The following is a 17,571-nucleotide window of genomic DNA, read 5'->3' as shown; positions in this document are numbered from 1 at the left end:
AGGCAAAACAGTGGTCTATGCCTGACAGAGACTTTTTTCTTCAGAGGTTGCACGGTAAATGACAGCAGTACTGGTCGGACAGTTTCATGCACGGGACGCAGAAGGCCGCATCTATCCCGTTCATGAGTTCCAGGAAGCCACCCTGCAGGCCGATGGCAGCGCCCTGTCCCTGCCCATCACCACCTACCGACTGGCGATCGGCGATCGGGTCAACCACCTGGGGGATGACCGCTTCGAGCTGGTACAGACCGGCGTAGAGATCACCCGCATCCCCTGAGGCCGCTCACAGTTTGATGCAATCGACGGTGTACTCCCGCCCTTGCGCCGTGGTTACCTGCTGCAACCCGTGGACATCGGCGACAAACCCGGGAAAACCGTTATCGAACGCGGCGGCAAAGGCCAGGTAATCGATGATCGAGCGGGTCTCTTCGGTAAAGCGCTCCCCCGGCATGATCAACGGAATCCCCGGTGGATAGGGCACCAGCATCACCGCCGCGATACGTCCAAGCAACTGCTCGATCGGCACCGCCTCGACCTCCCCGCGTACCATCCGGTCGTAGGCATCTGCAGGTTTCATCACCACTTGCGGCAAGCGCGTGAACAAGCGCTTGAGCTGCTTGGCCGTGGCGTTGTTGCGGTAGCAGACATGCAACTGGTCGCACAGGTCACGCAAGCCCAGGCCCTGGTAGCGCACAGGGTCGAGTTGGGCGATGCTGGGCAAGCATTCGAGCAGGTTGGTGTTGCCATCGTAGTTGCGCTTGAACTCCAGCAGCTCAGTGAGCAGCGTGCTCCACTTACCCTTGGTGATGCCCATCGAAAACAGCACCAGAAAGGTGTACAGGCCAGTCTTTTCCACCACCAGGCCACGCTCCCAGAGAAACCTGCTGACCACCGCCGCCGGAATCCCGTACTCGCTCAAGGCGCCACCCGCACTCAGGCCCGGCATGACAAGGGTGACCTTGATCGGGTCGAGCAGCACGTAGTCGCCACTGACCTCGGCAAAGCCATGCCAGTCCGCCTGGGGCTCAAGCAACCAGTCTTCGGTCTCAACCTGGCGCACCTCCTCACCCAGTGGCGGCTGCCAGATACTGAACCACCAGTCATCCGCGGCCATGTGCTCGCGCAGCTTGGCCATGGCCCGGCGAAAGCCCAAGGCCTCCTCGAACATTTCCTGCAGCAGTGAACGCCCGGCGGGGCCCTCCATCATCGCCGATGAAACATCCAGCGAAGCGAGGATGCTGTACTGCGGCGACGTCGAGATATGCATCATGAAGGCTTCGTTGAAGCGATCACGGTCCAGTTGCCGGGCGCCGCCATCCTGGACATGGATCATCGACGCCTGGCTGAAGGCCGCCAGCAGCTTGTGGGTTGAATGGGTGCTGAATACCAGCGGACTGTCGACACTGCGCGAAGTGCCCATGGCGTAACGCCCGCGAAAGAACTCGTGGAAGGCAGCATAGGCATACCAGGCTTCGTCGAAATGCAACACCTCGACACTGCTGCCCAGCTCCTGCTTGATCAGTTCGGCGTTATAGCACAGGCCGTCGTAAGTGGAATTGGTCACCACCGCCAGCTTGACCCTGGGCGCCCGGCCCTGGGCCAAGGGGTTTGCCTGAATCTTGGCCAGGATCGACGCCTGGCTGAACTCACTCAGCGGAATCGGTCCGATGATGCCCAGCTCGTTGCGCTCGGGGCACAGGTACAGCGGAATCGCGCCGGTCATGATGATCGCGTGGACGACTGATTTGTGGCAGTTGCGGTCCACCAGTACCAGGTCATCGCGGCCGACCATCGAGTGCCAGACGATCTTGTTGGCCGTCGACGTGCCATTGATGACGAAGAAGGTATGGTCAGCACCAAAATTTTTTGCTGCCCGCGCTTCGGCTGCGGCCAGGGGGCCGGTGTGATCGAGCAGCGAGCCCAGTTCGGGCACCGACACCGACAAGTCCGAGCGCAGGGTATTTTCCCCGAAGAACTGGTGAAATGCCTGGCCCACCGGGCTTTTGCGATAAGCCACACCACCGCCGTGCCCCGGTGTGTGCCATGAATAGTTCGATTGCGCGGTATGTTGCACCAACGCCTTGAAAAACGGCGGCAGCAGGCCATCAAGGTAACTGTGCGCGGCCCGCGCCACCTGGCGGGCGAGAAAGGGCACGGTATCTTCGAACAGATAGAGAATGCCGCGCAGTTGGTTAAGCTCGCTCATGACATCGGCGGGGGCATTTTCCAGGGTCACCTGCTCGCCCAGAGCGAAGATCGGCAGGTGTGGTGCGCGCACCCGGGCCAGGCGAATCAGCTCGACCATGTTCTGCAGCAGGTGGGTGTTTTCGCCGGCGCCTTCAGCAGCAATCAGCATGCAGGCCAGGCCGTGGTGGGTCGAAGCGACCAGGCGCGCTTCGGCGTAGTCGACCGCCGGGAGTATGCTGAAACCGTCCTGAGACAGTTCCTGGGCGATAGCGCGGACACGCTCACCAGCGACAGAATCGGCCTTGATATCACGGTGCACGATCAGGACAGGAAACTTCAGGTCCTTGTACATGGGCGGGCGCCTCCTCCGAGTGACAGCGTCGTCACTGCCCGCTGTGTCACCTCAGGGTAGAAGGTCGCCAGCGCCCCTGCGCGGCAAATTGCCTCAGTTGCTTTCGGACATCTGCTGCCAGAGTGCCGGGCCGCCGGCGGACTTGGCAATGGCTTCCAGACGCGCCATGTGCAGTTCCAGCTCCTGCGCGCTAGCGCGGATGATCCGCCCCGGCTGGCGGCTGGCCGGCAGCCGGCGAATCTCGCTACCGCGACTGTTCTCGCCTTGTTCATCACCGTCGGCGCCATGGCCGGCCAGCGACAGGCTGGTCTGGCCGCCGGTCATGCTCAGGTAGACGTCGGCCAACAACTCCGAGTCGAGCAGCGCACCGTGCAACTCACGGCCCGAGTTGTCGATGCCGTAGCGTTTGCACAACGCGTCGAGGCTGTTGCGCTGCCCCGGATGGCGCGCTCGGGCCATCATCAGGGTATCGAGGATGGTGCAATGCCGGGCGATGTCGGCGCGCTCGTGCTGACCGAGCAAGGCGAATTCATTGTTGATGAAGCCAACGTCGAACGCCGCGTTGTGGATGACCAACTGGGCGCCCTGGATGAACTCGAAGAATTCATCGGCGACCTCGGCAAAGCGCGGCTTGTCGAGCAGGAACGAGTCGGTGATACCGTGGACGCCAATGGCGCCCTCGTCACTTTCGCGGTCTGGCTGCAGGTAGACGTGGAAGTTGCGACCAGTCAGGCGCCGCCCCATCAACTCGACACAACCGATCTCGAGGATCCGGTGGCCGTCGGTAACCGGCATACCGGTGGTTTCGGTGTCGAGGACGACGAACCTGTTGTCTTGAAGCTCCACGCCGAGGGTCTCCTGCAGCATTGCCTGAAAGGTGAACGAGGAATTTTAACGCAACACAGTGGGCGCGTCCCGGATTAAAGTGTCCGAGAGTCGTTGGCAGCGCAGCAACCTGCTTGCATTGACCTCAAACCGCAGCTCGCAACTGAGTTCAAGCGGCAAGGGGGCAGCCAGGTCCCGTATTCGACGGGACAGGTAGAACGTGCCTTCCTGCGGATACTCATCAGCCGTACGCACTTGCCTTGCCTGACCATCACTGTAGAACTCGGCGGAGTAAGAGCGGCGTCCGGGATACAGCAACGGGCCAATTTCCTCTTGCTGGGCCTGCTGCCAGGCGCTGACGATTTCCCGCTGGTTCTGCACCCGCTCACCCAGGCTGCCGAGGCTTGTGATCAGCACCGCCAGCAGCGGCAGACTCAGCGCACTGACAAACGCCAGCGTCGTCCAGCGCTGCTGCTCGCGGACCATCGCGCTGGCCAGCAGCAACGACCAAGCGGACAAGGACGGAAGCACGTAGGTCCAGAGGATATTGCCGGCCAGCGTGAAGAACACCGGCGTGACAAGTGCCCAGGCCCACACAAAGGTGGTGAAGCGATCTCTCCACTGCCTGCCCCTCCAAAGCACAGGCAACCAAAGGCTCCAGGGCAACAGGGCATACCCCAGGTACAACCAGATCGTAGCCGGCGGCTTGGCGTGAGCGTTGCCATACAGGTCTCCCGCCCAACCGCTGTCGACAAACCGGCTCCAGTGCTCGCCAAGCAGGAAGTAGTCCAGAAAGCCCGGTGTCTTCACTTCTGCCAGCACGTACCAGGGCACGGCGATCAGCGCCATCAGGCCAAGGCCCGACAGCCAAGGCAATCGCCAGAATCGATGCCACTGGCGGTATATCAGGGTCCAAACCAATGCCACCAGGCCCACCAACGGCAACACCAGGGGCCCCTTGGCCAACAGCCCAAGCCCCAGACCGACAAATCCCAGCCGTGCTCGCCCAACGTCGGCATGCTGCATACCAAACCAGAAGCCATAGACCGCCAGCAACAAGGCAAATGCCAGGGCTGGGTCGGTCAGAACCACGCCACTGGCCAACAACCCCAGACCACTGCTCGAATAGATGATCGCCGCCCACAGTCCAACCTGCAGGCTGCGCTCACGCCAGCCCAGGTGCAGGATCAACAGGCAACTGGCCAGGTGCAACAGCCAGGCGGGCAAACGCGCGGCAAACTCGTTGACACCCAACAGCTGCATACTCGCCGCCTGGGTCCAGAACGACAACGGCGGCTTGCCCCAGAACGGTACGCCATGGTCGAACATAGGGGTGATCCAGTCACCCGACTCGACCATTTTTCGGGCCATCTCGGCATAACGCGCCTCGGAGGTATCCATCAGCGGATAGCCACCCAAGGCGAGCAGACGCGCCAGCACTATTGTTGCCAGCAGCAGCCACAACCAGCGCTCCCTTCGCGATGCGCTCATGACCACCGCCCATGGGCCTGACGAGGTCGCGGGCCGCGCTGAACACTCTGCCCCTTGAGCAAGTAATGGGGACGTCGCTTGACCTCGGATAGTGTCGCCCCCAGGTACTCGCCGACCATCGCCACGCCGACGCACAGGAATGCACCCAGCCCGATCAACAGGTGGTGAACATCCAGTGCTCCGCCCACCAGTGCGGCAAGGAGGTACGCCACACTGGCCACCCAGATCAGCAGGCTGGCCAGGCTGAACCAGCGCAGTGGCTTGCGCGAAAAACCCAGCACACCGCTGATCGCCAGGTCCAGCAAGCCGAGAAAGTTGAACTTGCTGCTGCCCGCCTTGCGCGCGGTGCGCTCGTAGGGCAGTTCGATGGTTTTGAAGCCAACCCACCCTACCAGCCCCTTGAGCATCCGCGAGCGCTCATCCATCGCCCTCAGGGCAGCCAGCGGCGCCGGGCCGATCAGCCGGAAATCACTGACGTCGGAGGGGATTCGCATACGTTCGACCAGCACCCCCATCATTCGGTAGTACACCCTGGCGGTGGTGCGCTTGAACCAAGAATCACCTGTGCGATGGCGCCGCTGCATGTTCACCACTTCGAAACCTTCACGCCAATGCGCGACCATGTGCTCGATCAGCTCTGGCGGGTCTTGCAAGTCGGCATCGATGAACACCAGAGCCTGGCCCCGGGCATGATCGATACCGGCGCACAAGGCGGCCTCCTTGCCGAAGTTACGGCTCAGAAACAGGCAACGAACGCCGGGTTCCAGTTGCATGCGCTCCAGAAACGCAACACTGCCATCGCGGCTGCCATCATCGACGTACAGCACTTCGCTGCTCACCGGCAAACGTGCCATCAACGCGCGAATCCGCACATGAAAGGCTGGCAGGGACTGTTCCTCCTGATAGCAGGGAACAATGATGCTGAGCTGCGGGTCAGCGACTTCGCGTGGTCCGGTAACAGGTGAAGATATCGACATCGGCATAAGTCCAGTAGCGGTGGGCGAGGAATCCGAGCAGGGTCAAGCACAGGGTGGTGAGCGCCTGCGCCAACAAGGGCCCCCATGACAGGCACTCGAGCAGCAGCCACATCACAGCGGCATTACCGAGGTTATGCAGGAGGCTGACGAGGATGAAACGCAAGGGCTGCAATTTGCGCCCGGCCGATGCCGGGAAGCAGGCGCGGCGATTGCCCCAGAAGCTGACCAGCGCGCCGGTCGCAGCCCCTGCGACGCTGGCCGTCCAGGGAGCCCAGACCAGCAGCAGGCCGGCAAACAGCAGATGATGGACAAATGTCGCCAGCGCACCGACGCCCAGGTAGCGCAACAATCTGTCTTTGAGGGGGAACTTGTTCATGCACGGCAGGCTAGACAGGCGAAAGTGAAAGGAACGTCAACTGCAAAATCCGCTCACAATCGCCTTGTCATACCGCATATCTTTGTTGCTTGGAACACACGCATACTCAGCACAGCCGCCCTTGCAGCAGCTGCCAGTACCCGCTCAGCGAACGCCACGCACCTCGTCGACACCGCGATTGGCCAACTGGTCGGCGCGCTCGTTGCCAGGGTGGCCAATGTGCCCGCGCACCCACTTCCAGCTCACCTTGTGGCGGCCCACTTGCTCATCGAGTAGCTGCCAGAGGTCGGCATTCTTCACCGGCTCCTTGGCGGCGGTTTTCCAGCCGCGCTTCTTCCAGTTGACCATCCACTCGGTGATGCCTTTCATTACGTACTGGGAGTCGGTGACCAGCAGCACTTCGCACTCGCGTTTGAGTGCTTCCAGGCCCTTGATCGCCGCCATCAGCTCCATGCGGTTGTTGGTGGTCTCGCGCTCGCCGCCCCACAGTTCCTTTTCGACGCCCTTGCACACCATCAGCACGCCCCAGCCGCCCGGACCCGGGTTGCCCTTGCAGGCGCCATCGGTAAATATCTCGACGCTATCGCTCATTTACAGCCTTTTCATCAATGATTTGGCCCCGCGCCTGCGGGGCCCGGAACTCAGGGTTCGGAATGGCGCCGGTTGACCTTGGCCATCGGCAGCGGCAGCAGTTTGCCCATCGGTTCACGACGCTCCAGACGCAGTGGCCGCAAACCGACCACCATCTTGCGGGCCACCAGCAGGTAGACACCGCCGCCTGCACTCTGCCAGCCTCCGGCAATCCGCTCCCAACCGGCCAGGCGCTGTTGCCAGGCGGGGGATGCGAGCGGCGGACGATAGCACCCAAAGCGGCGTTTCTCCAGCGCGAAGCCCAGCAGGTTGAGCCAGTCGCCGACCCGTGAAGGGGAAATGCAGCGCGCTTTGCGCAGGGCATCATGGGCGAACACCCGGCGCACCCCCCAACTGCTCCAGGGATTGATGCCGACAATCAGCAGATGGCCGCCGGGGCGCACGCTACTGGCCGCTTCGCGCAGCAGGCCATGGGGCGACAGGCTGAAGTCCAGGCCGTGCTGCAACACCACGACATCGGCGGCATGCTCACTGAGCGGCCAGGCCTGCTCCTCGCAGACGATCTCGACGCCCGGCAGCGGCGCCCCCAGGCGCACGTTGCGCTGCACCCGCGGGGCCTTGGGCGGCGCCTCAGCGCAGGGTCCGTAATGCACCAGGTAACCACCGAAGTAACGCCCCAGCTCCTCTTCAAGCAGGCGTTGTTCCTCGCTGAGCATCAATTGCCCGAGTGGGCCGGCGAACCAGTCGCGGGCCAGGCTGATCAGCTCCAGCCACTGCGGATCGGCCTGGGCGAAGGCTTGATCGGTCATTGCAGTCTCCCTTGAAGGTTCTCGACAGCGCGCATAACTACTAAGATGCACCCAAGTCCACCGTTTGGCGAATCGCACCATGATACAGATCGATGCCCTGCCCGCTTTCACCGATAACTACATCTGGTTGTTACAAGATTCTGCCAAGCAGCGCTGCGCAGTGGTCGACCCGGGTGACGCGGCACCGGTGCTGGCCTGGCTGGAACGTCACCCTGGCTGGAAGCTGAGCGATATTCTCATCACCCATCATCATCATGACCATGTCGGCGGCGTCGAGCAGCTCAAGGCGGGGACTGGCGCAACCGTCTGGGGCCCCGCCCACGAGCGCATTCCGGGCCGCGACCGGGGGCTGGACGACAATGCCAGCGTGCGCGTTCTGGGCCTGGATTTCCAGGTTATCGCCGTACCCGGACACACCCTGGGGCACATTGCCTATTATTGCCCGCAAATCTCCACCCCCGTGCTGTTCTGTGGCGACACCCTGTTCGCCGCCGGTTGCGGGCGCTTGTTCGAAGGCACGCCGGAGCAAATGCACCGTTCCCTGCAGCGCTTGGCCGCCTTGCCCGCCGATACACGGGTGTATTGCACCCACGAGTACACATTAAGCAACCTGCGTTTCGCCAAGGCCGTCGAGCCTGAAAACCAGCATATTAGCCAACGCTTCGACGACGTTACTCAACTAAGGGCCGCAGATCGCATCACGTTGCCATCAACCATGGCCCTGGAAAAACTCACCAACCCTTTCCTGCGGACCGCAGAAACATCCGTTAAAGAAAAAATAGACGAACGGAATGGCCTGAAAAACCCCACGCCAAGTGCTGTTTTTGCTGGCTTGCGGGCTTGGAAAGATACGTTCTAAACAGCCTCGGTTGGTGACAAAAAGTTCTGAAAGGTTGACCGTTGAAGGACCGCTTTCTAGAATCGCCCGACATTTTTGCCCGGAACTTTGTCCCAGCCAATGTCGTCCAACAGTCGCAGAACCTTCAAGTCCGTCGCCCTGACGCGCCTGGCCCAAGCCAGTGCGCTGGCCCTGGCCGCCACACTGGTGGGCTGCCAGAGCACCCGTCAAGTCGACGAAACCGACAGCGTTCGCGCGCACAACTACCAGGCACGGGCCAAGCAGAAACCACTGATCGTCCCGGTCAAGCCGGTGGAACAAGCACCTCAGGACGTTTGGGAACGCATGCGCCAGGGCTTCGTGCTGCAGGACGGTGTTGCGGTCAACCCGCGTATCGAACAGCAGCGCCTGTGGTTCGCCAGCAACCCCTCGTTTCTGGAAACCGCCGGCGACCGTGGCAGCCTGTACATCCACTACATCGTCGAGCGTCTCGAAGAGCGCAACATGCCGCTGGAGCTGGCCCTGCTGCCAGCAATTGAAAGCTCCTACAATCCAATGGCCTACTCGCGGGCCCATGCAGTTGGCCTGTGGCAGTTCATCCCGTCCACCGGCCGCTACTTCAACCTGCGCCAGACCCGTTTCTACGATGGCCGTCGCGACATCACCGCCTCGACCAACGCCGCGCTGGACTACCTGACCCGCCTGCACGACATGTTCAACGGCGACTGGTTGCTGGCCCTGGCGGCCTACAACGCCGGTGAAGGCACGGTCAGCCGCGCCATCGAGCGCAACGAGAAACTCGGCCTGCCCACCGACTACTGGAACCTGCCGCTGCCCCGGGAAACCCGCGACTACGTGCCCAAGTTGCTGGCCCTGTCACAGGTTGTAATGACCCCGCAGGCTTATGGTGTGAACCTCAACCCGATTGCCAACGAACCCTACTTCGAAGCCGTGGCGATCAAGGACCGCCTGGACCTCTCGCGGGTCGCCGCCCTGGCCGAAATCGACGAAGACGAACTGTTCCAGCTCAACCCGGCATTCAAGAAGCGCATGACTGTCGATGGCCCGCAGCAATTGCTGGTGCCAACGGCCAAGGCGCAATTGCTGACGGCCTCGCTGTCGAACATGAAGCCCGAAGAGTTGCTGAGCCTGCAGCCGAAGAAAGCCGTGTTCGAGGCCGCCCTGGCCGAAGCCGCGCCGCGCTCCACCACGACCCGCAACAGCCGTTATCGGGTCAAGCGTGGTGATAACCTGGCCAGCATCGCCAAGGCCAACAAGGTCAGCGTCAAGGACCTGCAACGCTGGAACAAACTCTCCGGCCACGGCCTCAAGGTCGGCCAGACCCTGGTGATGCAAAGTGCCCAACCGGTTGGCGCCAAGAACCAGAAGAAACCCACCCAGTACAAGGTCCGCAAAGGCGACTCGTATTACCTGGTGGCCAAGCGCTTCAATGTCGAGATGCAGCACCTCAAACGCTGGAACCCGCGTAGCGGCCACGCCCTCAAGCCAGGCCAGACCCTGACCGTCTACCTCAACCACTGAGGTCCGCGCTCCGGTCGCTGACCGGAGCCGCCCGCCCTGCCCACGCGGCACTCTTTTTCCAGTCGATACAAGCTGTTACTGTAGCCGGAATAAAGCCCAAGCCGCCTGGATCGGATCTCGACTTGACACGTCCCCTCCTGTTGCTGTCACTCAGCCTGGCCTTGAGCTTTCCCGCAGGCGCAACGATCAGCGAAAGCCACGGTTACGCCCAGTTCGGCACGCTCAAGTATCCAGCCAAATTCACCCACTTCGACTGGGTCAATCCGCAAGCGCCCAAAGGCGGCACCTTGCGCGCCATGGCATTTGGCACCTTCGACACCCTCAATCCGTACACCTTCAAGGGCTCAAGCCCGGTCACCACCCCGAACTTCTTGCAGTACGGGGTGAGCGAGCTCAATGAAACCCTGATGGTCGGCACCGGCCAGTACGATCCTTCCGGTGACGAGCCCACCTCCAGCTATGGCCTGATCGCAGGCTCCGTCGAGTACAGCGACGACCGTAGCTGGGTGGTGTTCAACCTACGTCCCGAGGCGCGCTTTCACGATGGCAAGCCGATTACCGCCAGCGACGTGGCGTTCTCTTATCGAACACTGCTCAAGGAAGGCCACCCGATCTACCGGACCAACCTGCAGGAAGTAAAACGGGTCGACATCCTCAACCCGCGACGCATCCGCTTTGTCTTCAAGCGCGCCGGCAATCCGTTGTTGATCCTGCGCCTGGGGGAGATGCCGGTACTGCCGGCGCACTACTGGAAAGGCCGCGACTTCAAGGCCACCACCTTCGAGCCGCCGCTGGGCAGCGGACCGTACCGCATTACCCAAGTGCAGCCGGGCCGGCGGCTGGTGTTCGAACGGGTGAACAACTACTGGGGCAAGGACCTGGCGGTCAACCGTGGCAAGTACAACGTCGATCGTGTCGAGTATGAGTTCTACCGTGACAGCGCAGTGGCCTTCGAAGCCTTCAAGGCCGGCGAATTCGACATCTACATCGAGCACCAGGCGAAGAATTGGGCCAATGGCTACAACTTCCCGGCGGTACGCCGCGGCGAAGTGATCAAGGCGCAGATCCCGCACAAGATCCCGACCCAGACCCAGGGCCTGTTCATGAACAGCCGCCGCGCGGCCTTCAGCGACCCCCGTGTGCGCCAGGCGCTGGGGCTGATGCTCGACTTCGAGTGGACCAACCGCACGCTGTTCAGCAGCGCCTATCAGCGCGCCAATAGCTATTACCCCAACAGCGAGTTCGCTGCCAGCGGCCTGCCGCTAGGCAAAGAGTGGCTGCTGCTCGCACCGTACCGCAAGCAGTTGCCTGCGGCACTGTTCAGCGAACCCTACAAGGTTAGCCACACCGAGGGCCGCGGCATCAACCGTGAAACTCTGCGCCAGGCCCTAGACCTGCTTGGCCAGGCCGGCTGGAAGCTCAATGGCCAGCGTTTGCTCAACAGTGCCGGGCACCCCTTGAAGCTTGAGCTGTTGCTGGTCAATCCGAACCTTGAGCGAATCCTGCAACCTTATGTCGAAAATCTCGCCAGCATTGGCATCGATGCGCGCTTGCGCACCGTGGACCGGGCCCAGTACAAACAACGCCTGGACCAGTTCGATTTCGACATGATCCTGATGACCTTGAACCAGACCCTGAGCCCGGGCCTTGAACAATGGCTGTATTTTCACTCGAGCCAGGCCGCGACCAAAGGCAGCAAGAACTATGCTGGCGTGAAAGACCCGATCGTCGACCACCTGCTTGACACCCTGCTGGCCGCCCAGAGCCGTGAAGACCAGGTGGCTGCGGCACGCGCCCTGGACCGGGTGCTGTTGTGGCAGTACTACATGATTCCCAACTGGTATCTCGACAACCACCGCTTGGCCTACCGTAATCGCTTTGCCTTTGTGGCCACGCCGCCCTACACCCTGGGGCTCAACAGCTGGTGGATCAAGCCTTCGGAGAACGCCCAATGATGCCAATGCCCCGCCCGCACCTGAAGGCCTTCGCCCTGTTGCTGGCGTGCCTCGCTGGCCAGGCCCTGGCCGCGCCGCAACACGCCCTGACCCTGTACGACGAAGCGCCCAAATACCCAGCCAACTTCAAGCATTTCGACTACGTCAATGCCGATGCGCCCAAAGGTGGTACCTTCCGCCAGGCCGGCTTCGGCGGTTTTGACAGCCTCAACCCGTTCATCAACAAAGGCGTATCGGCCGACGACATCGGCCTGATCTACGACACCCTGATGACCCAGAGCCTGGACGAGCCCTTCACCGAGTACGGCCTGGTGGCCGGAAAAATCGAGAAAGCCCCGGACAACAGCTGGGTGCGCTTCTACCTGCGCCCCGAAGCGCGCTTTCATGACGGCCAGCCGATGCAGGCCGAAGACGTGGTGTTCACCTTCAACACCTTGATCAAGGACGGCGCGCCGCTGTACCGCGGCTACTACGCCGACGTCGCCGAGGTGATCGCCGAGACCCCACGGCAGGTGCTGTTCAAGTTCAAGCACAACAACAACCGCGAGCTGCCACTGATCCTCGGCCAGTTGCCGGTATTGCCCAAGCACTGGTGGGAAAACCGCGAGTTCACCAAAGGCAACCTGGAAATCCCGCTGGGCAGTGGCCCGTACAAGGTCGCCGAGGTCAAGCCGGGGCGCTCGATCCGTTACGAGCGGGTCAAGGACTACTGGGGCAAGGACCTGGCGGTCAACCGTGGCTTCTACAACTTCGACGAGATGACCACCGACTACTACCGCGACAGCACCGTCACCCTCGAAGCGCTCAAGGCCGGCCAGTTCGACTACCGCCTGGAAACCGCAGCCAAGAGCTGGGCCACCGCCTATGACGTACCGGCGGTGCGCCAGAAGCGCCTGATCCTCGAAGAACTGCCCAACGGCAACCCCACCGGCATGCAAGGCTTTGTCTACAACATCCGCCGCCCGCTGTTCCAGGATGTACGGGTACGTGAAGCACTGAGCCTGCTGCTGGACTTCGAATGGACCAACAAGCAGCTGTTCAACGGCGCCTACACCCGTACCCGCAGCTACTTCGAAAACTCCGATATGGCTGCCCGCGGCCTGCCTGACGCCGCTGAGCTGAAGATTCTCGAGCCGCTGCGCGGCAAGATCCCCGACCAGGTCTTCAGCCAAGCGTTTGCCAACCCGGTGACCGACGGCAGCGGGATGATCCGCGAACAGCAGCGCAGGGCCTACAAGCTGCTGCAGGAGGCCGGCTGGCGGATTGTCGATGACAAGATGGTCGACGCCCAGGGCAAGGCGGTGTCCATAGAGTTCCTGCTGGCGCAGACCGAGTTCGAGCGCGTCCTCCTGCCATTCAAGCGCAACCTTGCGGACCTGGGCATTGACCTGGTGATTCGCCGGGTCGATGTATCGCAGTACATCAACCGCCTGCGCTCGCGGGACTTCGACATGATTGTCGGTGGCTATCCACAGTCCAACTCCCCGGGTAACGAGCAACGCGAGTTCTGGCAGAGCGCCGCCGCCGACAACCCCGGCAGCCGCAACTTCATCGGCCTGAAAGACCCGGCCATCGATACCCTGGTCGAACAGCTGATCAACGCCGACTCGCGACAAAGTCTGATCGAGCACTCGCGCGCCCTGGACCGGGTGCTGCAGTGGGGTTACTACGTGATTCCCAACTGGCACATCAAGACCTGGCGCGTGGCCTACTGGAACCACATCGGCCACCCCAAGGTTTCACCTAAATACGACATCGGCATCAATACCTGGTGGATCAAGCCGGATGTCGAGCCGGCAGTGCCGCTCGCGCCCGCCGCGCAACCGGCCGAAGGGGCGAAATAACATGCTGGCCTACATCTTTCGCCGCTTGTTGCTGATCATCCCGACCCTGCTGGGCATCCTGATCATCAACTTCATCATCATCCAGGCCGCTCCCGGTGGCCCGGTGGAACAGATGATCGCCAAGCTCGAAGGCTTCGAGGGTGCCACCAGCCGCATTGCCGGTGGCGGCGCCGAAGTCTCGGTGGCCGGCTCCAACTACCGCGGCGCGCAAGGCCTGGACCCGGCACTGATCAAGGAAATCGAGCAGATGTACGGCTTCGACAAGTCGGCGCCGGAACGCTTGTGGATCATGATCAAGAACTACGCCCGGCTGGACTTTGGCGATAGCTTCTTTCGCGATGCCAAGGTCATCGACCTGATCATCGAGAAGATGCCGGTATCGATCTCCCTGGGGCTGTGGAGCACGCTGATCATGTACCTGGTGTCGATCCCTCTGGGGATCGCCAAGGCTACCCGCCACGGCAGCCATTTCGACGTCTGGACCAGCTCGGCGATCGTCATCGGCTACGCCATTCCCGCCTTTCTGTTCGCCATCCTGCTGATCGTGGTGTTCGCTGGCGGCAGCTACCTGGACTGGTTCCCGCTGCGCGGACTGACGTCGAACAACTTTGACGAGCTGAGCACCACCGGCAAACTGCTCGACTATTTCTGGCACCTGGTGCTACCGGTCACCGCCCTGGTGATCGGCAACTTCGCGACCATGACCTTGCTGACCAAGAACAGCTTCCTCGACGAGATCAACAAGCAGTATGTGGTCACTGCCAAAGCCAAGGGCCTAAGCCCCAACCGTGTGCTCTACGGCCATGTGTTTCGCAATGCCATGCTGCTGGTGATCGCCGGTTTTCCCTCGGCGTTCATCGGCATCTTCTTCACCGGCTCCTTGCTGATCGAGGTGATCTTCTCACTCGACGGCCTGGGCCTGATGAGTTTCGAGGCGGCGATCAACCGCGACTACCCGGTGGTCTTCGGCACCCTGTTCATCTTCACCCTGCTGGGTCTTGTGGTGAAGCTGATCGGCGACCTGACCTACACCCTGGTCGACCCACGCATCGACTTCGACAGCCGGGAGCACTGAGATGAACCTGTCACCTCTGAATCGCCGGCGCTTTGCGCGCTTCAAGGCCAACCGCCGCGGCTGGTGGTCGCTGTGGCTGTTCCTGATCCTGTTCGGCCTGAGCCTGGGCGCCGAACTGATCGCCAACGACAAGCCCCTGGCCGTACACTACGACGGCCAATGGTATTTCCCGGCGCTCAAGCGCTACCCAGAAACCGCCTTCGGCGGCGAATTCCCGCTGGAAGCCAACTACAAGAGCCCCTACATCCGCGAGCTGCTCGCCGCCAAGGACAGCTTTGTGCTGTGGGCGCCGATTCCGTTCAGCTACCAGAGCATCAACTATGACCTCAAGGTCCCGGCCCCTGCCCCGCCGTCGGCGCAGAACTGGCTGGGCACCGACGACCAGGGCCGCGACGTACTGGCGCGGGTCATCTATGGCTTCCGCATCTCGGTGCTGTTTGCCCTGACCCTGACTATCCTCAGTTCGATCATCGGCGTTATTGCCGGCGCCCTGCAGGGCTTTTACGGAGGCTGGGTGGACCTGGCCGGCCAACGCTTCCTGGAAATCTGGTCGGGACTACCTGTGCTGTATCTGCTGATCATCCTCGCCAGCTTCGTGCAACCAAACTTCTGGTGGCTACTGGGGATCATGCTGTTGTTCTCGTGGATGAGCCTGGTCGACGTGGTGCGCGCCGAGTTCCTGCGCGGACGCAATCTTGAATACGTACGCGCGGCGCGGGCGCTGGGCATGCAGAACGGCGCGATCATGTACCGGCACATTCTGCCCAACGCGATGATTTCGACCATGACCTTCATGCCGTTCATCCTCACCGGCGCCATCGGCACCCTGACTGCCTTGGACTTTCTCGGTTTCGGCCTGCCACCGGGGGCGCCCTCACTGGGTGAACTGGTGGCCCAGGGCAAGTCCAACCTCCAGGCGCCCTGGCTGGGCATGAGCGCCTTTGCAGTGCTGGCGTTGATGCTCAGCCTGCTGGTGTTTATCGGCGAGTCCGCCCGCGATGCCTTCGACCCGAGGAAATGAGATGAGCAAGCAAACCTTGATCGAAGTTCGCGACCTGGCCGTCGAGTTCGTCAGCGGCGATCAAACCCAGCGGGTGGTCGAAGGCGTCAGCTTCGACATCCGTCGTGGCGAAACCCTGGCCCTGGTTGGCGAAAGCGGCTCGGGCAAGTCGGTGACGGCCCATTCGATTCTGCGCCTGCTGCCCTACCCGCTGGCCCGACATCCGTCCGGTACCATCGGCTTCGAGCAGCGCGACTTGCTGACCCTGGACGAAAAGCAGATGCGCCGCATCCGCGGTAACCGCATCGCGATGATCTTCCAGGAACCGATGACCTCGCTGAACCCGCTGCACAACATCGAGAAACAGATCAACGAGATCCTCCTGCTGCACAAGGGCCTGCGTGGCAAGGCGGCCACTGAGCGCACGCTGGAGCTGCTGGAGCTGGTGGGCATACCCGAGCCGCATAAACGTCTCAAAGCACTGCCACACGAGCTCTCAGGCGGCCAGCGTCAACGGGTGATGATCGCCATGGCCCTGGCCAACGAGCCTGAGCTGCTGATCGCCGACGAACCGACCACGGCGCTGGACGTCACTGTACAGCTGAAAATCCTCGAACTGCTCAAGTCGCTGCAGGCGCGTCTGGGCATGGCCCTGCTGCTGATCAGCCACGACCTCAACCTGGTCAAGCGCATTGCCCACCGGGTCTGCGTGATGCAAAAGGGCCAGATCGTCGAACAGGCTGCCTGCGACGAACTGTTTCGCACCCCCAAGCATCCCTACACCCAGATGCTCCTGGGCGCCGAACCCAGTGGCGGCCCGGCCGGTAACCCGCCGGGTGCACCGCTGCTGCAAGTAGAGGACCTGCGCGTCTGGTTTCCGATCAAGAAGGGCCTGCTGCGGCGCACCGTCGACTACGTCAAGGCGGTGGACGGCATCAACTTCAGCCTGCCCCAGGGCCAGACCCTGGGCATCGTTGGCGAAAGCGGCTCGGGCAAATCAACCCTGGGCCTGGCGATCCTGCGCCTGCTCGGCAGCCAGGGCGCCATTCGCTTTCAGGGCGCCGCACTGGAGAACCTCAGCCAGCAGCAGGTGCGCCCCTTGCGCCGCCAGATGCAGGTGGTGTTTCAGGACCCGTTCGGTAGCCTCAGTCCGCGCATGTGCGTCAGCGATATTGTCGGCGAAGGCCTGCGCATCCACCGCATCGGCAACGCTGCCGAACAGGAACAGGCCATCATTGCCGCCTTGCAGGAAGTGGGGCTTGATCCCCAGGCGCGGCATCGCTACCCACACGAGTTCTCCGGCGGTCAACGCCAGCGGATCGCCATTGCCCGGGCGCTGGTACTCAAGCCGGCGCTGATTCTGCTCGATGAGCCGACCTCGGCCCTGGACCGTACGGTGCAACGCCAGGTGGTGGAACTGCTGCGCTCATTGCAAAGCAAATACAACCTGACGTACCTGTTCATCAGCCACGACCTGGCGGTGGTCAAGGCGCTCAGCCACCAGTTGATGGTGGTCAAACAAGGGCAGGTAGTGGAGCAAGGCACGGCGGCGCAGATCTTTGCCGACCCTCGGCATCCCTATACTCGACAGCTGCTGGAGGCGGCGTTTCTGGCGCCAGCAGTCGCTCAGTAGGCATATTCGCGGGGCAAGCCCGCTCCTACTGCCCCGTGAAAACAGAAAAGGCCGCATCTGCGGCCTTTTCTGTTTC

15 protein-coding genes are annotated in these 17,571 nt (G+C 62.1%); 8 read left to right on the top strand and 7 right to left on the bottom strand.

Features of this window, described 5'->3' with window-relative positions:
- Positions 1 to 58 precede the first annotated feature (58 nt).
- Positions 59 to 277 carry a hypothetical protein gene (locus tag M5G17_RS07130; protein ID WP_273892277.1) on the top strand — a complete coding sequence of 73 codons (219 nt, stop codon included), beginning with the start codon at positions 59 to 61 and terminating at the stop codon, positions 275 to 277.
- A gap of 6 nt (positions 278 to 283) precedes the next feature.
- On the opposite strand, the gene M5G17_RS07125 is transcribed toward M5G17_RS07130, so the two are convergent.
- From M5G17_RS07125 to M5G17_RS07095, 7 genes are all read right to left on the bottom strand, one after another.
- Positions 284 to 2,539 (bottom strand): Orn/Lys/Arg family decarboxylase, encoded by a 2,256-nt coding sequence (locus M5G17_RS07125; protein WP_273892276.1) that lies wholly within the window; start codon positions 2,537 to 2,539, stop codon positions 284 to 286.
- Between the two features lie 93 nt (positions 2,540 to 2,632).
- Complete coding sequence (gene dnaQ, locus M5G17_RS07120) at positions 2,633 to 3,406, bottom strand: DNA polymerase III subunit epsilon (RefSeq protein WP_273892275.1); 774 nt, start codon at positions 3,404 to 3,406, stop codon at positions 2,633 to 2,635.
- 24 nt (positions 3,407 to 3,430) lie between these two features.
- Positions 3,431 to 4,855 (bottom strand): ArnT family glycosyltransferase, encoded by a 1,425-nt coding sequence (locus M5G17_RS07115; protein ID WP_273892274.1) that lies wholly within the window; start codon positions 4,853 to 4,855, stop codon positions 3,431 to 3,433.
- On the bottom strand, positions 4,852 to 5,832 hold the full coding sequence (locus M5G17_RS07110; RefSeq protein ID WP_273892273.1) for a glycosyltransferase family 2 protein: 981 nt from the start codon (positions 5,830 to 5,832) through the stop codon (positions 4,852 to 4,854). The genes M5G17_RS07115 and M5G17_RS07110 overlap by 4 nt, the downstream gene beginning before the upstream one ends.
- Entirely contained in the window at positions 5,789 to 6,208 is a 420-nt protein-coding gene (locus M5G17_RS07105; RefSeq protein ID WP_273892272.1) for a GtrA family protein, read from the bottom strand. The genes M5G17_RS07110 and M5G17_RS07105 overlap by 44 nt, the downstream gene beginning before the upstream one ends.
- Positions 6,209 to 6,352: 144 nt before the next feature.
- Complete coding sequence (rnhA, locus tag M5G17_RS07100) at positions 6,353 to 6,799, bottom strand: ribonuclease HI (protein WP_273892271.1); 447 nt, start codon at positions 6,797 to 6,799, stop codon at positions 6,353 to 6,355.
- A 50-nt stretch (positions 6,800 to 6,849) separates the two neighbouring features.
- Complete coding sequence (locus tag M5G17_RS07095) at positions 6,850 to 7,608, bottom strand: class I SAM-dependent methyltransferase (RefSeq protein WP_273892270.1); 759 nt, start codon at positions 7,606 to 7,608, stop codon at positions 6,850 to 6,852.
- Between the two features lie 79 nt (positions 7,609 to 7,687).
- Here M5G17_RS07095 and gloB point away from each other — a divergent pair, with 79 nt between their 5' ends.
- The 7 genes from gloB (at position 7,688) to M5G17_RS07060 (ending at position 17,495) form a co-directional block, all read left to right on the top strand.
- The gene (gene gloB, locus M5G17_RS07090) at positions 7,688 to 8,467 is read left to right on the top strand and encodes a hydroxyacylglutathione hydrolase (protein ID WP_273892269.1); all 780 of its coding nucleotides are present in this window, start codon (positions 7,688 to 7,690) and stop codon (positions 8,465 to 8,467) included.
- 99 nt (positions 8,468 to 8,566) lie between these two features.
- Entirely contained in the window at positions 8,567 to 9,988 is a 1,422-nt protein-coding gene (locus tag M5G17_RS07085; RefSeq protein WP_273892268.1) for a transglycosylase SLT domain-containing protein, read from the top strand.
- A gap of 122 nt (positions 9,989 to 10,110) precedes the next feature.
- A complete protein-coding gene (locus M5G17_RS07080) occupies positions 10,111 to 11,943 on the top strand; it encodes an extracellular solute-binding protein (RefSeq protein WP_273892267.1) in 1,833 nt (610 codons plus the stop codon).
- Positions 11,943 to 13,787: an extracellular solute-binding protein gene (locus M5G17_RS07075; protein ID WP_420793395.1), complete on the top strand. Its 1,845-nt coding sequence runs from the start codon at positions 11,943 to 11,945 to the stop codon at positions 13,785 to 13,787. Before M5G17_RS07080 ends, M5G17_RS07075 begins: the two co-directional genes overlap by 1 nt.
- Position 13,788: 1 nt before the next feature.
- Positions 13,789 to 14,862 carry a microcin C ABC transporter permease YejB gene (locus M5G17_RS07070; RefSeq protein WP_273892265.1) on the top strand — a complete coding sequence of 358 codons (1,074 nt, stop codon included), beginning with the start codon at positions 13,789 to 13,791 and terminating at the stop codon, positions 14,860 to 14,862.
- A 1-nt stretch (position 14,863) separates the two neighbouring features.
- Positions 14,864 to 15,883, top strand: a complete 1,020-nt coding sequence (locus tag M5G17_RS07065) for an ABC transporter permease (protein ID WP_273892264.1) — start codon at positions 14,864 to 14,866, stop codon at positions 15,881 to 15,883.
- A 1-nt stretch (position 15,884) separates the two neighbouring features.
- A complete protein-coding gene (locus M5G17_RS07060) occupies positions 15,885 to 17,495 on the top strand; it encodes an ABC transporter ATP-binding protein (RefSeq protein ID WP_273892263.1) in 1,611 nt (536 codons plus the stop codon).
- Positions 17,496 to 17,571 lie beyond the last annotated feature (76 nt).

Origin of the sequence: Pseudomonas rubra (assembly GCF_028656935.1) — a bacterium.
GTDB classification, from domain to species: domain Bacteria; phylum Pseudomonadota; class Gammaproteobacteria; order Pseudomonadales; family Pseudomonadaceae; genus Aquipseudomonas; species Aquipseudomonas rubra.
This window is presented reverse-complemented; position numbering and strand designations above follow the sequence as displayed.

Bases quoted from the DNA above. Each gene is read 5' to 3' on its own strand.
- M5G17_RS07130 (WP_273892277.1), top strand. From the start codon at position 59: ATGACAGCAGTACTGGTCGGACAGTTTCATGCACGGGACGCAGAAGGC.
- M5G17_RS07125 (WP_273892276.1), bottom strand. From the start codon at position 2,539: ATGTACAAGGACCTGAAGTTTCCTGTCCTGATCGTGCACCGTGATATC.
- dnaQ (WP_273892275.1), bottom strand. From the start codon at position 3,406: ATGCTGCAGGAGACCCTCGGCGTGGAGCTTCAAGACAACAGGTTCGTC.
- M5G17_RS07115 (WP_273892274.1), bottom strand. From the start codon at position 4,855: ATGAGCGCATCGCGAAGGGAGCGCTGGTTGTGGCTGCTGCTGGCAACA.
- M5G17_RS07110 (WP_273892273.1), bottom strand. From the start codon at position 5,832: ATGTCGATATCTTCACCTGTTACCGGACCACGCGAAGTCGCTGACCCG.
- M5G17_RS07105 (WP_273892272.1), bottom strand. From the start codon at position 6,208: ATGAACAAGTTCCCCCTCAAAGACAGATTGTTGCGCTACCTGGGCGTC.
- rnhA (WP_273892271.1), bottom strand. From the start codon at position 6,799: ATGAGCGATAGCGTCGAGATATTTACCGATGGCGCCTGCAAGGGCAAC.
- M5G17_RS07095 (WP_273892270.1), bottom strand. From the start codon at position 7,608: ATGACCGATCAAGCCTTCGCCCAGGCCGATCCGCAGTGGCTGGAGCTG.
- gloB (WP_273892269.1), top strand. From the start codon at position 7,688: ATGATACAGATCGATGCCCTGCCCGCTTTCACCGATAACTACATCTGG.
- M5G17_RS07085 (WP_273892268.1), top strand. From the start codon at position 8,567: ATGTCGTCCAACAGTCGCAGAACCTTCAAGTCCGTCGCCCTGACGCGC.
- M5G17_RS07075 (WP_420793395.1), top strand. From the start codon at position 11,943: ATGCCAATGCCCCGCCCGCACCTGAAGGCCTTCGCCCTGTTGCTGGCG.
- M5G17_RS07070 (WP_273892265.1), top strand. From the start codon at position 13,789: ATGCTGGCCTACATCTTTCGCCGCTTGTTGCTGATCATCCCGACCCTG.
- M5G17_RS07065 (WP_273892264.1), top strand. From the start codon at position 14,864: ATGAACCTGTCACCTCTGAATCGCCGGCGCTTTGCGCGCTTCAAGGCC.
- M5G17_RS07060 (WP_273892263.1), top strand. From the start codon at position 15,885: ATGAGCAAGCAAACCTTGATCGAAGTTCGCGACCTGGCCGTCGAGTTC.